This is a genomic window from Aurantimonas litoralis (assembly GCF_026153195.1).
GTDB lineage: Bacteria > Pseudomonadota > Alphaproteobacteria > Rhizobiales > Rhizobiaceae > Aurantimonas > Aurantimonas coralicida.
In genome coordinates this window covers 779,953-795,741 of the sequence record NZ_JAPFBM010000001.1, presented here as the reverse complement: position 1 = coordinate 795,741, position 15,789 = coordinate 779,953, and the positions used below count along the sequence as shown (strand labels likewise).

Genomic DNA, 15,789 nt, shown 5'->3' with positions numbered 1-15,789 from the left:
GACCATAAGGCCGGGACGGTTCCCGGCAAGCTCTCCCATCCCCCTGTAGGGGATGCGGACCGATTTATTTGCCTCCGGCGCCACAAAGCCGGAACCTGCCGCCCATCGGCGCATTGATGCGCGCTGGCTGCTAACGCCACGTCAGGCGCCGCAAAGGTATTGAAGATGAAGCTGTTTTCCTGTCCGTCCTGTTCGCACACCGTGTTCTTCGAAAACACCGTCTGCGAGCGCTGCAATCACGCGCTCGGCTACGAGCCCCAGGCCAACCATATCCTGGCGCTGGAGGCCGACGACGGGATCTGGAAGTCGGTCGGCGCCTATAGCGATGCCGGGCGTTGGAAATACTGCCAGAACAGCGAATATGGCGTGTGCAACTGGCTGATCCCGGGCGACAGCGCCGACAGCCTGTGCGCCGCCTGCCGGCACAATGTCACGGTGCCCGACCTCGGCGACACCGAGAAGGTCGATCTGTGGCGCAGCATGGAGATCGCCAAGCACCGGATGATCTACACGGCGATGCGCCTCGGCCTGCCGCTGGTGACCCGGGACGAGGACGACGAGGGCCTGGGCTTCGACTTCCTGTCGAACGATCCCGGCACGAATGAATCGGTCATGACCGGCCATGACGACGGCCTGATCACCATCGCGCTGGTCGAGGCGAACGATGCCGAGCGCGAGCAGCGCCGGACATCGATGGGCGAGCCATATCGCACGCTGCTCGGCCATTTCCGCCACGAGGTCGGCCACTGGTACTGGGACCGGCTGGTCCGCGACGGTGGTGCGCTGGACGCCTGCCGGGCGATCTTCGGCGACGACACGGTGGATTACGGCGACGCCCTGCAGACCCACTACGCCAACGGCCCGAAGCCGAACTGGCAGGACGAATACGTCTCGTCCTATGCCGGGGCCCATGCCTGGGAGGATTTTGCCGAGACCTGGGCGCACTACTTCCACATCGTGGATACGCTGGAGACCGGCCACAGCTGGGGCGTCATCGTCAATCCGCGGGTCGACGAGGCCGGGCTCCTCAGCACCCGGATCGATTTCGACGTCTTCTCGGAAGGCGTCACGACGCAGGAGATCGCCGGGGCGTGGCTGCCGCTTTCGGCGGCGCTGAACTCGTTCAACCGTTCGATGGGGCACCAGGATCTGTATCCCTTCGTGCTCTCCGAAACGGTGATCGGCAAGCTCGGCTTCATCCACGATCTGGTCCATGGCCGGATCGGCAACGCGACGGGCAAGGCCGGCGCGCACCGCGGCTGACGAGCAGGTCGCGGCCATCGAAATTACCGGGCGCGGACCGGTCCGGCGGTGGCACAAATGCCATTCGCGTGAGTTAGGCTGATGCGAGCCGGAGACGGAAGCAGCGTCTGCCGGCAAGGCGGTCGCAGCGACACGACCCGCCACCGCGTACGGCGCGGCCGGACCGCATCGGCCCATGGAATTGACGGGACAGGAATATGACAGGCGGCAATCGTTTCTCCTTCGACACGTCATGGGGCACACGGCACGGGGATGACGGGACCGTCTTCCGGCTCTGGGCGCCCGGCGCCGGGCACGTCGATCTCGTCGTCGGACGCCAAGGCGTTCAGAACGACTTCCTTGCGATGGAGAAGGACGCCGCCGGCTGGTGGCGGATCACGACCGATCAGGTTGCGGTGGGCGGCGGCTACGGTTTCCGCGTCGATGAGGGCATGGTCGTTCCGGACCCCGCGGCGCGTGCCCAGATGGGCGACGTGCACGGCTTGTCGAAGCTGGTCGATCCGCGATCCTACGCTTGGAAGACTGCCGACTGGGCCGGCCGGCCCTGGGAAGAGGTGGTCTTCTACGAGCTCCACGCCGGGACCTTCACCGAGGCCGGCACCTTCGAGGCGATGATCGAGCGGCTCGACTATCTGCGGGACCTCGGGATCACCGCGGTCGAACTGATGCCCGTCGCCCAGTTCGGCGGCCGTCGCGGCTGGGGCTATGACGGCGTGCTGCTGTACTGCCCGCACGAGGTCTATGGCGGCGTCGACGGTCTCAAGCGGCTGGTCGACGCGGCGCATGAGCGCGGCCTGATGGTCTTCCTCGACGTCGTCTACAACCATTTCGGACCCGACGGGAACTACATCGGCTCCTATGCGCCGGAGTTCTTCCACGAGGAGATCCACACCCCCTGGGGCGCGGCGATCGCCTATGACGAAGCGCCGGTGCGCGAGTTCATGATCGACAATGCGCTCTACTGGCTCGAGGAATACCGGATCGACGGCCTGCGCCTCGACGCGATCGACTCCATCAAGGACACGACCGACACCCCGCTGGTGAAGGAACTGGCCGCGCGGGTGAGGGCGGCCTTTCCCGATCGCCACGTGCATCTGACCACCGAGGACGACCGCAACATCACCTGGCATGTTGCCCGCGACGAAGCCGGGCAGCCGACGCTGGTCTCGGGCGAATGGAACGACGATTTCCATCATTGCGCCCATGTCATCGCGACCCACGAATACGACAATTACTACGCCGACTATGTCGGCCACAGCGTCGAGCAGATGGCCAAGTGCCTGGCCACCGGCTTCGTCTTCCAGGGCGAGTATTCCGAGCACCGCGGTCACGAGGTGGGCGAGAATTCGGCGCATCTGCCCCCGACGGCCTTCGTCAATTTCGTCCAGAACCACGACCAGATCGGCAATCGCGCCTTCGGCGACCGGCTGACGGATCTCGGCTCGCGCCGCGCCGTCGAATGCCTGCAGACCATCCTGCTTCTGTCGCCGCAGATCCCGCTGATGTTCATGGGCGAGGAGTTCGGCGACACCCATCCCTTCAGCTTCTTCACCGATTTCGACGGGGAGCTCGGCACCGCGGTGCGCGAGGGGCGGCGCAATGAATTCGCGAAGTTCGGGGCGTTCCAGGACGAGGAAGCACGCCAACTGATCCCCGATCCGAACGAGGAAAGCACCTTCCATAATTCGCGGGTCGACTGGACCATGCCCGAGCGGCCGACCTATCGGCGCCGGCTGGAACTGACGCGGCAATTGCTGGCCAAGCGCCAGTCCGCGATCGTCCCGCTGCTGAGGGGCATTGGCGGCAATGGCGGCACGTGGTTCGCGTCGGACGCGTCCAAGGCCTTCGTCGTGGCCTGGGAACTGGCAGGCGGGACGGTGCTGCACCTCTTCGCCAATCTCGACGACGAGCCGTGGCCGATCCCCGACACGGTCGCCAAGAGCGATCTGACATGCGGGACGCTGGTGCACGCCTATCCGAAGGGCGCCGACGAGCAGCTGAAGAGCGGCATTCTGCCGGGCACCTCCGTGGTCTTCCGCCTCGAAAGCCAGAACCTGATCGCGGGGCCGGTCTCTTGAGCCGCGCCCTGCAGGACCTCGCGGAAAGCCACGGCATCCAGGTCGAATACACGTCCGAGATGGGCGAGCCGGTCCGCATTTCCGATGCGGCGGTGCACAGCCTGCTGGCGGCGCTCGGTGTCGATCCGGACACCGGCGCGAAGGGCAGCTTTGCCGAAGCCCATCACAGGCCCGAACGCGCCTGCGCGCTGCCGGCAGCGGTGAAGGGGCAGCGCCGCTGGGGCGTCGCCTGCCAGCTCTACGGCCTGCGCTCGGCGCGCAATCTCGGCCTTGGCGATTTCACCGATCTCGCCGATCTGGCAGTGACCGCGGCACGCGAGGGCGCCTCCTTCGTCGGCGTCAATCCGCTGCATGCCCTGTTCATGGCCGATGCCGGCCGCTTCAGCCCCTATTCGCCGTCGACCCGCAGTTTCCTCAATCCGCTCTACATCGCCATCGACCGCCTCGACGGCGGCGACGGGGTGTTGGCCGCATTGCGCCGGGAAAGCCCGGAACTGTTCGATGCGCTCGACGGCGACCTCGTCGATTATCCGGCCGTCGGCCGGGTGAAGCGGCAGGCGCTGGAGCGGGTCTTTGCCGCGAACCGCGCCGACATCGAGGCCTCCGATTCCTTCGCCCGGTTCCGGGCGGCCGGCGGCGAGGCGCTGGCGGGTTTCGCCCTCTTCGAGGCGATCTCGGAAGCGCAGGTGGCCGATGGCGGCCATGCGGGCTGGCACAACTGGCCGCAGGAACTGCAGGACCGCACGAACCCTGCGGTCGCGGAATTCGCCACCGCCCATGCCGACCGGCTGACGTTCCATGCGTGGCTGCAGTTCACCGCCGAAGCGCAGCTGGCGGCGGCACAGGCCACGGCCCAGTCGGCCGGCATGACGATCGGGCTCTATCTCGATCTCGCCGTCGGCGTTGCGCCGGACGGCGCAGAGACCTGGAGCGATCCGTCGCTGACGGTCAATGCGGCCCGGGTCGGTTCGCCCCCTGACATGTTCAACAGCCAGGGCCAGGACTGGGGCCTCGCGCCGCTGTCGCCCAAGGTGCTGGCCGAGCGCGACTACCGGCCGCTGCGCGCCTCCTTCGAGGCGCTGACCCGCCATGCCGGCGCCGTCCGCATCGACCACGCCATGGGGCTGGCGCGGCTGTGGTGGATCCCGCAGGATGCCGGCTCCTCGGGCGGCGGCTATGTGCGCTATCCGCTCGGCGCCATGGTCGACGCCGTGGCCGAAGCCTCCGAAGCCAACGAATGCCTGGTCATCGGCGAGGATCTCGGTACGGTCCCGGAAGGCTTTCGCGGCACGATGGAGGACGCCAACATCCTGTCCTACCGCGTTCTCTATTTCGAGCGGCAGGACGACCGTTTCGTCGAGCCCCAGGACTATCCCGAACTGGCGCTCGCCTGCGTCTCCACCCACGATCTGGCGACGCTTGCCGGTTGGTGGACGGGCGCCGACGTCCAGCTGCGCGCCGAGGCCGGCACCCAGGACGAGGCCGCGACCGAGCGCGATCTCGCCGCGCGCCGCCATGACCGCGTGGCATTGCTCGCGGCGCTCGCCAAGGCGAAGCTGTTGCCCAAGGACATGGAAGCGCTGACCCTTGCGGGCGGTGCCGATCTGCCCGAGGCGCTGCCGGCGGAGATCGCCGTCGCCGTCCATCGCTATGTCGCACGCACCCCGTCGCTGCTTCTGACCGTGCAGCTCGAGGACATGGTGGGGCAGGAGCGCCAGCCGAACCTGCCCGGCACCACCGACCAGTATCCCAATTGGCGCATCCGATCCGACGTGCCCCTTGAGGGGCTGATCGACCACGAACGCTTCCGGGCCATGGCCAGTGCCATGCGCGAAGAAAGGCCGAACGCACAATGAGCCGCCAACTCGTCGCCACCTATCGCCTGCAGTTTCGCGAGGGCACCGATTTTGCGGTCGCCGCGGAGCTCGCCGCCTATGTCGGCAAGCTGGGCGCCAGCCATCTCTACGCCTCGCCGATCTTCGCCGCCTCGCCCGGCTCCACCCATGGCTACGACGTCACCGACTACAATTCCTTCGAGGAGGATCTGGGCGGGGTCGCCGGCTTCACCAGGATGAGCGACGCGCTGGTGAAGGCTGATCTCGGGCTGATCCTCGACTTCGTGCCGAACCACATGGGCGTCTCGCCGACCAACCACTGGTGGGAGGACGTGCTGCGCTGGGGCCGCGAAAGCCGCTATGCCGGCACCTTCGACATCTCCTGGGAGGCCGAGAAGATCCTCGTGCCGGTGCTGGCCAAGCCCTATGGCGAGGCCCTGGCCGACGGCGATCTCTCCGTCGTCTTCGACGAGCCGACGTCGAGCCTGCGTTTCGATGCCTCCGGCTACGGCCTGCCGATCGATCCGCGCACCTATGGCCATATCTTCGGCCTGATGGACCATCCGGACAAGGACCGGCTGATCCGCCGCTTCGCCGTCTCGACGCCGACCGAGGCCGACGAGATGACCGAGCGCTTTCACGAGCATCTGGCCGATCCCGCCTTCCGCTCGGCGCTCGACAAGGCGCTGGCGACGATCCGGGGCGATGAGGCTGCGCTGCACGATCTGCACGAGGCGCAGGCCTGGCGGCTCGCCTGGTGGCGCACGGCCCGCGAGAAACTGACCTATCGGCGGTTCTTCGAGATCGCCGATTTGATCGGCGTGCGCCAGGAATCGCGCCGGGTCTTCCGCGAATCCCACCAGATGATCATGCGGCTGGCGCGCGAACGCCGGCTCGACGGCATCCGCATCGACCATGTCGACGGCCTCGCCGATCCGAAGGGCTATCTGGAGGATCTGCGCCAGGCATTCCATTCGGTCCGCCGCTCGCCCTCGATCCATGTCGAGAAGATCCTGACCGGCGACGAGCGCCTGCGCACGTCCTGGGAGATCGCCGGCACGACCGGCTACGAGTTCATCACCGCCCTGTCGGGGCTTTACGTCGACGCCGCGCGCGAGGCGCCGATGACCGACGCCTATCACGACTTCCTCGGCGAGGAGGAAGACCTGCGGGCCATGATCACCCGGCAGAAGCGGGCGATCTTCCAGCGCAACCTGGCCGGTGAACTGTCCTATCTGACGGGCCTCGCTTTGTCGGTGGCCGGCCGCGGCCTTGCGACCCGCGATCTGGGCGCCGACACCATGGCCCGCGCCATCGTCGAGGTGGCGACGGCGCTGCCGGTCTATCGCACCTATGTCTCGGTCGACGGCGTGCCGCGCCGCGATATCGCGATCATCGACGACGCCGTCGATCTGGCCATGACCGGCCGCGAGGTCGAGGCGGACGAGCCGATCCAGTTCATCGGCCGGCTCTTGAAGCTCGATTTCGAGGACGGCGCGGATGTCGCCGGTGCCCTCGACTTCACCCGCCGCCTGCAGCAGACCACCGGCGCGGTGATGGCCAAGGCCGTCGAGGACACGGTGTTCTACCGCTACAACCGGCTGATCGCGCTGAACGAGGTCGGCGGCGAGCCGGATCATTACGGCGCCGATGTCGATCTCTTCCACGAGGCGATGCAGATCCGGGTCGAGGACCAGCCGGAAGGCATGCTGGCGACCTCGACCCACGACACCAAGCGCGGCGAGGACGCCCGGGCGCGGCTCTACACCCTTTCGGAAGCGCCGGAGCACTGGCAGTCGCTGGTGCGCGGGTATGCCGAGCAGCTCGCGCCGTTCCGCCATTCGATCGACGGCGGCCAGATGGAAGCCCCCGAGCCGGCGACGGAATGGGGCCTCTACCAGTCGCTGCTCGGCGTCCTGCCGACGGATTTCGACCCGGCCGACACCGAAGCCTGTGCCGCGATCGCCGAACGCCTGGCCGCCTATGCCGAAAAGGCGGTGCGCGAGGCCAAGCGCTGGACCAGCTGGACCTCGCCGGCCGAAGCCTATGAAGCCGGCGTGCAGGACTTCGTCCATGCGCTGCTCGACCCGAAGAAGACCGGCGATTTCCTTTCCGGCTTCTGGGCGGCGGCGCAGCCCTTCGTGGCCGCCGGCGCGCTGAATTCGCTGTCCCAGACGGCGATCAAGATGGCGGCGCCGGGCGTGCCGGACATCTACCAGGGCACCGAGTTCTACGATTTCTCCCTGGTCGATCCGGACAACCGGCGCACCGTCGACTTCGCGTCGATCTCCGCTGCCCTGGCGGACGCGGGCGATCCGGGGGACGCGCTGGCCGACTGGCGCAGCGGCCATCTGAAAGCGATGATCGTCGCGCGCGGACTGGCGATGCGCCAGCGTGCGCCGGCGCTGTTCACCACGGGGGCCTATGTGCCGCTGGCGGTCGAAGGCGCGATGGCGGCGCATGTCGTCGCCTTTGCCCGCACCGACGAGGCCGGACACGTCGCGATCACCATCGCGCCGCGGCTCTGCCTGACCCTGCTCGACGGGCGCGAGGCGATCGACGTGCCGGCCGAGCGTTGGCAGGAGACGTCGATCCGTCTGCCGGAAGGGCTCGCCGGACGCACCTATCGCGACGTGGTCACCGGGCAGGAGCATGAACTGCCCGCCGACCTCTCCCTGGCGACGGTGCTGGCACAGCTTCCCTTCGCGCTGCTCGAGGCCACCTGATCGACGTGCATCCGGGGCGAGGGGAATTTTCGTCCCGGATGCAGGCAAGGCACATAGCAGTTCGGCTTATCGGAGACCGTCATGGCAATCCGCACCGTCGTCTGGAACGAGTTCGTCCACGAGCGCGAGGAAGCCGAGGTCCGCGCGATCTATCCGGACGGCATCCACGAGACGATCGCCGCCGCCTTGCGGCAGGATCCGGAGATCGACGTCTCCACCGCGACGATGGACGCGCCCGAACACGGCCTGCCGCAGGAACGGCTCGACGCGACGGACGTGCTCCTCTGGTGGGGGCACAAGGCGCATGGCCAGGTCAGCGACGAGACGGTCGACCGCGTTGCCGAGCGGGTGCATCAGGGCATGGGCCTGATCGTCCTGCATTCGGGGCACTTCTCGAAGATCTTCAAGCGGCTGATGGGCACGCCCTGTTCGCTGCGCTGGCGCGAGGCGGGCGAGCGCGAACGGCTGTGGACGATCAACCGCTCGCATCCGATCGCGCAGGGGCTCGGACCGTCGATCGAGCTGCCCCAGGCGGAGATGTATGGCGAACCGTTCCTGGTGCCTGAGCCGCTGGAGACGGTATTCATCTCCTGGTTCGAGGGCGGCGAGGTGTTCCGCTCCGGCCTGACCTACCGGCGCGGGGCGGGCAACATCTTCTATTTCAGCCCCGGCCACGAGACCTATCCGATCTATCACGAGCCGGCCGTGCAGACCGTGCTGCGCAACGCGGTGCACTGGGCGTACAACCCGGTTCCCGCCTGGTCCGACGTGTCGAATGCGCCGAACGTGCCGGTCGACAAGGCACCCGAACCGATCGAGCAGCGCGGCGCCTCGCTCCACAAGGACGGCGAGGCGGGCTTTCGATGACCGGCGGGGCGACCCCGCCGTCCGGGGCCGCGGCGGGTGGGAAGCGCATCCTGATCCTCGGCACCGGCAGCATCGCCCATCGCCATGCCGAGCATTTCGGCTCGATCCCCGGCTGCGCGGTCGTTGCGGCCTGCGACACCAATGCCGAGCGGGCCCGGGCCTTCGCCGCCCTGCACGGCATCCCGCATGCGTTCGACGATCTCGACGCCGCGCTGGCCTGGGGTGGTTTCGAGGCGGTGGTCAACGCGACGCCGGACCAGGTCCACAAGCCGACGACGCTGCAGGTCCTCGAACACGGCAAGGCGGTGTTCTGCGAGAAGCCGCTGGCGGTCCATGCGGCCGACGCCTTCGAGATGGTCGCGGCGGCAGAAGCGGCCGGCGTGATCAACATGGCCAACCTGACCTACCGCAACGCCCATGCCCTCCAGATGGCGCGGCGGATGATCGAGGCGGGCGAGATCGGCGACATCCGGCATGTTGCCGCGAGCTATCTGCAGAGCTGGCTGACGGCGCGCCACTGGGGCGACTGGCGGACCGACGAGCGCTGGCTGTGGCGGCTGTCGACGGCCCATGGCTCGGGCGGCGTCCTCGGCGATATCGGCATCCACATCCTCGACTTCGTCACCTTCGGCACCGGTCTCGACATCGCCGCGCTGGGCGCGCGGCTGAAGACCTTCGACAAGGCCGAGGGCGGCGCGATCGGCGACTACGGTCTCGACGCCAACGATTCCTGCGCGATGACGGTGGAATTCGGGAATGGCGCGCTGGGCGTCGTCCATATGAGCCGCTCGGCGACCGGCAGGGAGAACGATCTCGACCTGACCATCCACGGCGAAAAGGGCGCCCTGAAGATCTGGTCCAACACGACGGACTCGACGCTGTCCGCCTGTCTCGGGTCGGATATCGAGACGCAGACCTGGAAGGTGCTCGACTGCCCGCCGACCCCGCGCAACGCCGATCGCTTCGTGCTGGCACTCCTGTCGGGGGTGAACGGCCAGCCGGATTTCCGACACGCGGCGCAGGTGCAGACGCTGCTCGACCTCGCCATCCGGTCGGACGCGCAGGGCCGGATGCTGACGGTCGATTGAGCAAAAGGCGGCGGCGAATCGCTTTTTCGGGGGCGTATCCAGTCCCGGTTAAGGATTTGCCCGGTAAGCTGCCGTCCATGTGCCGCCTTCCGCGGCCGTAGTGTCACGTGCGGTCCGCACGGCCAGGAAACGCCGGCATGCTCTCCAATACGCTCTCGTACCAGCTCTACACCCGCGACATGACGCGCACGCTCGACCGCATCGCGGCCGATCCCGTGGTCAAGCGCGAGGCAGAATACTACCGGACGAACATCCATTCGGTCTCGACGATCGACGAGTTCATGGCGGATTACCGGCTCTATTCCTACGCCATGAAGGCGCATGGGCTGGAAGAGCAGATCGGTTCGAAGGCGCTGATCAAGAAGGTGCTCGAGAGCGATCTCAGCGATTCCTCGAGTCTTGCCAACAAGCTGTCGGACGAGCGCTACCGGACCTTCGCCAAGGCCTTCAGCTTCATCAGCACCGCCGAGCCGCCGGTTCTCGTGGCCCAGACGGTCGGGCAGACCGATCTCGTCGTCGAGGCCTATTCGGACTACCGCACCCGCGCCGGCCAGGTGCATGCGACGGCCGCCAAGGCCTACATGGACGGTATCGGCGTCATCTCCAATGTCGACGAGTTCCTGAACAGCACGCATCTCTTCAACGTCTCGCTGGCCTCGGTCGGCATCGACCCGTCGATCGCGTCGCGCTCCTTCATCCGCGATGTCCTGACCGGCAACGCCGCTGACGGCCCGGCCGCCAATGGCGACAACCGCTATGCCGATCTCGCCGCCATGCTGGCCTTCGAGCCGGACGGCTCGATCCCCGCCGGCGGCCTGCAGAGCGAGAAGGAGGCCAACAACACGGTCTTCGAATATTTCGCAAAGAAGGGTCTCGCCACCAGCGAGCAGGCGGCCGCCTATCAGGTCAGCTACTACGAATCCGAGATCGCCAAGATCCGCACTGCGGACGAACTGGTCAACGATCCCCGCCTGTTCGGCATGGCGCTCAGTTCGGTGGGCCTCAGCGATTCGGAGATGCCGTCCTATGCGTGGACGCTGATCACCAGCGATCCTGACGACCCGAACAGCGATTTGAACCAGATGCCGGAGGACACGCCGGCCTCGCTTGCCCGCAAGGAGAAGTACAAGCTCCTCAACGAGCGGTTCAATTTCGACACCCAGGGCAATCTGCCGGTCGGGGAACCGGCCCAGAGCGACGCGGCGCGCGAGGCGACGGTCGACGGCTATTTCGCCAATTACCGCACCGCCACGGCCGGCAACGACAAGATCGCCACCAGCCTGTTCCGCGTGGCGGTGAGCGGCATGTCGACCGTGCGCCAGTTCGTCTCGAGCTCGGCGGTCTACGACTACGCCCTGAAGGCCTTCGGCCTCGATCCGGCGACCGAGAGCCGCAGCAGCATCATGCGGGTGCTGCGCAGCGACCCCTCCGACCCGTCGTCCTATGCCAATTCGTTGAATGACGATCGCTACGTCAAGCTGGCCGCGGCGTTCAACTTCGACGACAGCGGCAAGATTGCGGCCCAGCGCATCGCCCAGACCGAAGCCAACCAGATCGACACCGCGACGCGCTACGCGGAATCCTTCGGCGACGCGCCGACCACGGCCGAAAGCAAGGCGATTACCGAGGCCACCACGGCCTACAAGAAGGCGCTCCTGTCGATCGTCTCCGTCAACGACTTCGTCACCAACAAGACCGTCGTGGACTTCGCGTTGAAGGCCTATGGGCTGGAGGCCGATCGCCTGTCGCAGAAGGATCTCGTCTCGATCCTGACCAGCGATCCGTCCGATCCCGAGAGCTTCGTCAACAAGTCCGGCGATCGCCGTCTGATCGAGTTCGCGGCCGCCTATGCCTTCACGCCGGATGGCGGCATCGAGCGCGGCGTGCACGAGATCCAGAGCGCCAGCGACTTCCTGTCGACGCAGGATTTCTACCTGCGCCAGACCATGGAAGAAGAGGCCGGCGCCGACAACGAGTCGGTGCGCCTGGCCCTGTATTTCCGTCGGCTGGCGCCCGAACTGACATCGATCTACGAGATCCTTGCCGATCCGGCGCTGCTGACCGTGGTGCAGACCGCGGTGGGACTGCCGGCCGAGTCGAGCCAGAGCAATCTCGATCTGCAGAAGCGGACCATCGAGAAGAAATTGGACCTGGAAACGCTGAAGGACCCGAAGGGGCTGGAGCGGTTCATCAGCCGCTATCTCGCCCTGCAGGAGGCCCAGTCGACAAGCACGGCGACGTCGCCGGCCCTGGCAATCCTCGGCAGTTCCGGCGGCATCCTGTAACCAGCTGCGATACGTGAAACGACGAAGGCCCCGGCGGATACGCTCCACCGGGGCCTTCGTCGTTCGGGTCCATCATCGATGGGCGCAGGTCGCGCGGCCGGTCGCCTGCCGCGCGACGCGAGTACTCCCGTCAGGTCAGCGGACCGACAGGACCTCGCCGCTGCGACGGTCGATCTCGACCCGCATCTGGCGCTTGCGCCGGTCGGAGCCCTCGACGCGGTAGGCGCCGCGGCTGCTCGTGACGACGTGGACCTGCCGCATGCCCTGGCGCTTGGCGATGCGGACCGCGTCGCGCTCGGAGACGTCGCGGCGGGCTTCCTCGCGCCGATCACGGCGGTCATGGTCGCGCCGGTCGTGATCGCGCATCTGTTCCTGCGGGACGATGCGGATCCCGTCGCGGCCGATCTGGACGCTCTGGGACAGCACCGGCGTGGCCGCGGTCATCGCCGCGACGGCCACCACTGCGTAAAGGGATTTCCTGCTGATCACGGCTCGACTCCTCACCCGAAAATAGCGCGGCCGGAAACAACTCCAGCGCGTGCGCGGACCCCAAACCGGCAACGAGGTTGTTTGGTTCCGTGACTATCAGGGAAGCGGTCAGCCGCGGGGCGGCGAAAACGGCAACGGCGCCGAACGGGCGCCGTTGTCTGTGCTGTCGAAAGCCGACGGGGCGCGTCAGTGCAGGTACTGGCCGCCATTCGCCGAGAGCGTCGAGCCGGTGACGAAGCCGGCATCGTCCGAGGCGAGGAACACCACGCAGCGGGCGATCTCTTCGGCCTCGCCGAGACGGCCGACCGGAATCTGCGGCAGGATGTGCTTCTGCATCACGTCGTCGGAGATCGTCGCCATCATCTCGGTGTTGATGTAGCCGGGGCAGATCGTGTTGACGGTGATGCCCTTCTTGGCGCCTTCCTGGGCCAGCGCCTTGGAGAAGCCGATGTCGCCGGCCTTGGCGGCGGAATAGTTCGCCTGGCCGGCTTGGCCCTTCTGGCCGTTGATCGACGAGATGTTGATGATCCGGCCGAAATTGCGCGACCGCATGCCCTCCCAGACCGGCCGCGTCATGTTGAACAGGCCGTTGAGATTGGTGCCGATGACCTCCTGCCATTGCTCGGGCGTCATCTTGTGGAACATGGCGTCCCGGGTGATGCCGGCATTGTTGACCAGGATTTCCACCGGGCCGTGCTCGGCCTCGACCTTGGCGATGCCCTCCGCGCAGGCCTCGTAGGAAGAGACGTCCCATTTGTAGACGGCGATGCCGGTGGCGTCCTTGAAGGCGTTGGCCTTCTCGTCATTGCCGGCATAGGTCGCCGCCACCGTGTAGCCGGCCTCCTTCAGCGCCTTGGAGATGGCCGCGCCGATGCCCCGCGTGCCGCCGGTGACGATTGCAACTCTTCCCATGTCTTCCTCCCGTTTGAATTATCCGGACGCGTGAGCGTCGCGCGTTCCGTGTGTCTTGTCATGTGCGAAGGCCGGCGCGTCGGTTCCCAGCCCGTGCCGAAGCAGGAAAGCCTTGCCGTCGCTGGCGCCCTGCCGCCAGGTGTCCTCGATCTTCCTGCGGTTGGTGAAGTCGATCTTGTCGGCCGGCACCGCTTCGGACGGCTCGACATAGAGGCAGCTTTCCGATTGCGGCAGGTGACGGAACCGGCGGGTGAGCAGGATGAGCGTCCGGCCCTCGTTCGGATCGGGCATCGGCGCCTTGGACGTCATCCCGCCGTCGATGACCGGGCGGCCGTTCCAGCCCTCGATGTTGAACACCGGCGGGATCACGGCGGCACTGCAGACCAGGTCGATCAGGCGCCCGTCGCGGGCCGCCTGCCTTGCGTCGACGAGGATCTGGTCGGTGCCCAGCGCTGTCGGCAACACGACCTTCGGGGTCGAGCGGACGGCGAGATCGAGGAGATAGGCCGCCATCAGCGGGAAGGTCGACCATTTCGGCAGGCGCCGGGTCGGCGGATGGGCCAGCAACACCTGAAAGGACGGGCCGTCGGCGATCGCCGCGATGGCCTGCCGGTCGAGCGTCTCAGCGACGATCTCCCGGTACATGCGCTGGTGCGGCGTCAGCCCGTCGGCCTGCACCTCGTTCCAGCTTGTGGCGACGTTCTGCGACCGGCGGTCGAAGGTCGCGCCCATCACCTCCAGCAGGGTTTCGTCGCGGCCGGCGATGAAGCAGCTCGCCGACAGCGCGCCGCCGGAGACGCCGGCGATGCGTGCCGGCGTCAGGGCCAGCGGCCGGCGGACCGTCTCCAGGAAACCGCCGTGCCAGAAGCAGCGCGTTCCGCCGCCCGAGAACACGAGCTGTTCGAAGTTCAGGTCCGTCATGCCGCCGCGCCGTTTTACGACGGCGCCGTTACGGGCGCTCGAAGCACATGGCGACGCCCATGCCGCCGCCGATGCACAGGGTGGCGAGGCCCTTCTTGGCGTCGCGCCGGATCATCTCGTGGATCAGCGTGTTGAGGACGCGCGTGCCGGAAGCGCCGATCGGGTGGCCGATGGCGATGGCGCCGCCATTGACGTTGACAATGTCCGGGTTCCAGCCGAGGTCCTTGTTCACCGCGCAGGCCTGGGCGGCGAAGGCCTCGTTGGCCTCGACGAGGTCGAGATCCTCGACGCTCCAGCCGGCCTTTTCGAGCGCCTTGCGCGACGCCGGGATCGGGCCGGTGCCCATGATCGACGGATCGACGCCGGCGGTCGCCCAGGAGGCGATGCGCACCAGCGGCGTCAGGCCGCGCCGCTCGGCCTCGGCCTCGCTCATCAGCACCGTGGCGCCGGCGCCGTCGTTGATGCCCGAAGCGTTCGCCGCCGTGACCGAGCCTTCCTTGTCGAAGGCCGGGCGCAGCTTCTGCACCTTCTCCAGCGTCGTGCCGTGCTTGATGTACTCGTCATCCTCGACCACCGTGTCGCCCTTGCGGCCCTTGACGGTGAAGGGGACGATCTCGTCCTTGAAGCGACCGGCCTTCTGGGCGGCCTCGGCCTTGTTCTGCGAGGCAACGGCGAACTCATCCTGCATCTCGCGGGTGATCTGCCACTGGCGCGAGACGTTCTCGGCCGTATTGCCCATGTGGTAGCCGTTGAAGGCGTCGATCAGGCCGTCCTTCAGCATGGTGTCGACCATCTTCAGGTCGCCCATCTTCTGCCCCTGGCGCAGATGCGCGGCATGCGGGGCCATGGACATGGATTCCTGCCCGCCGGCCACGATGATGCTGGCGTCGCCGAGGGCGATCTGCTGCATGCCGATGGCGACGGTGCGCAGGCCCGAGCCGCAGAGCTGGTTCAGCGCCCAGGCGGTGGTCTCCTTCGGGCAGCCGGCCGCCATGGCCGCCTGGCGGGCCGGGTTCTGGCCCTCGGCGGCGGTCAGGATCTGGCCCATGATGACCTCGTCGACATCGCCTGCATCGACCTTGGCGCGCGCCAGCGCCTCGCGGATGGCCGCGGCGCCCAGCTCATGGGCCGGCACGTTGGCGAACGCGCCGTTGAAGGAGCCGACCGGGGTGCGCGCCGCGCCGACGATGACGACCGATTGTCCGTTGCTCATGACCTGTGTCTCCCTGCGGGCTGCCCGCGATCGAGGAATTCCGTGCGGCGGCAGATAGGGTGCCGCGACCGGGTTCCCATCGGTTGTCGCAGAGCCGCTTTGCGACTGTCAA

General features: G+C 67.3%; 11 protein-coding genes. 7 read left to right on the top strand and 4 right to left on the bottom strand.

All coding sequences use genetic code 11. From position 1 onward, the window contains the following. Positions 1–165: 165 nt before the first annotated feature. From N7I30_RS03795 to N7I30_RS03765, 7 genes are all read left to right on the top strand, one after another. Positions 166–1,263: a zinc-binding metallopeptidase family protein gene (locus N7I30_RS03795; protein ID WP_498636789.1), complete on the top strand. Its 1,098-nt coding sequence runs from the start codon at positions 166–168 to the stop codon at positions 1,261–1,263. 197 nt (positions 1,264–1,460) lie between these two features. Beyond that, positions 1,461–3,341, top strand: coding sequence for a malto-oligosyltrehalose trehalohydrolase (treZ, locus tag N7I30_RS03790; RefSeq protein ID WP_498636787.1), 1,881 nt, complete (start codon positions 1,461–1,463; stop codon positions 3,339–3,341). Beyond that, positions 3,338–5,197, top strand: a complete 1,860-nt coding sequence (gene malQ, locus N7I30_RS03785; RefSeq protein ID WP_498636785.1) for a 4-alpha-glucanotransferase — start codon at positions 3,338–3,340, stop codon at positions 5,195–5,197. Before treZ ends, malQ begins: the two co-directional genes overlap by 4 nt. Further along, positions 5,194–7,902: a malto-oligosyltrehalose synthase gene (gene treY / locus N7I30_RS03780; protein ID WP_498636783.1), complete on the top strand. Its 2,709-nt coding sequence runs from the start codon at positions 5,194–5,196 to the stop codon at positions 7,900–7,902. Before malQ ends, treY begins: the two co-directional genes overlap by 4 nt. Positions 7,903–7,983: 81 nt before the next feature. Then, positions 7,984–8,769 (top strand): ThuA domain-containing protein, encoded by a 786-nt coding sequence (locus N7I30_RS03775; RefSeq protein WP_491374009.1) that lies wholly within the window; start codon positions 7,984–7,986, stop codon positions 8,767–8,769. Further along, the gene (locus tag N7I30_RS03770) at positions 8,766–9,857 is read left to right on the top strand and encodes a Gfo/Idh/MocA family protein (protein WP_498636781.1); all 1,092 of its coding nucleotides are present in this window, start codon (positions 8,766–8,768) and stop codon (positions 9,855–9,857) included. Before N7I30_RS03775 ends, N7I30_RS03770 begins: the two co-directional genes overlap by 4 nt. A gap of 137 nt (positions 9,858–9,994) precedes the next feature. After that, positions 9,995–12,142 carry a DUF1217 domain-containing protein gene (locus tag N7I30_RS03765; RefSeq protein ID WP_498636779.1) on the top strand — a complete coding sequence of 716 codons (2,148 nt, stop codon included), beginning with the start codon at positions 9,995–9,997 and terminating at the stop codon, positions 12,140–12,142. 135 nt (positions 12,143–12,277) lie between these two features. On the opposite strand, the gene N7I30_RS03760 is transcribed toward N7I30_RS03765, so the two are convergent. From N7I30_RS03760 to N7I30_RS03745, 4 genes are all read right to left on the bottom strand, one after another. Further along, positions 12,278–12,631, bottom strand: a complete 354-nt coding sequence (locus N7I30_RS03760) for a PepSY domain-containing protein (RefSeq protein ID WP_228239353.1) — start codon at positions 12,629–12,631, stop codon at positions 12,278–12,280. Between the two features lie 186 nt (positions 12,632–12,817). Continuing rightward, on the bottom strand, positions 12,818–13,543 hold the full coding sequence (gene phbB / locus N7I30_RS03755) for an acetoacetyl-CoA reductase (protein WP_024349794.1): 726 nt from the start codon (positions 13,541–13,543) through the stop codon (positions 12,818–12,820). 18 nt (positions 13,544–13,561) lie between these two features. Continuing rightward, entirely contained in the window at positions 13,562–14,464 is a 903-nt protein-coding gene (locus N7I30_RS03750; RefSeq protein ID WP_475361747.1) for a patatin-like phospholipase family protein, read from the bottom strand. A gap of 28 nt (positions 14,465–14,492) precedes the next feature. Further along, the gene (locus tag N7I30_RS03745) at positions 14,493–15,677 is read right to left on the bottom strand and encodes an acetyl-CoA C-acetyltransferase (protein ID WP_228239350.1); all 1,185 of its coding nucleotides are present in this window, start codon (positions 15,675–15,677) and stop codon (positions 14,493–14,495) included. Positions 15,678–15,789: the final 112 nt, after the last annotated feature.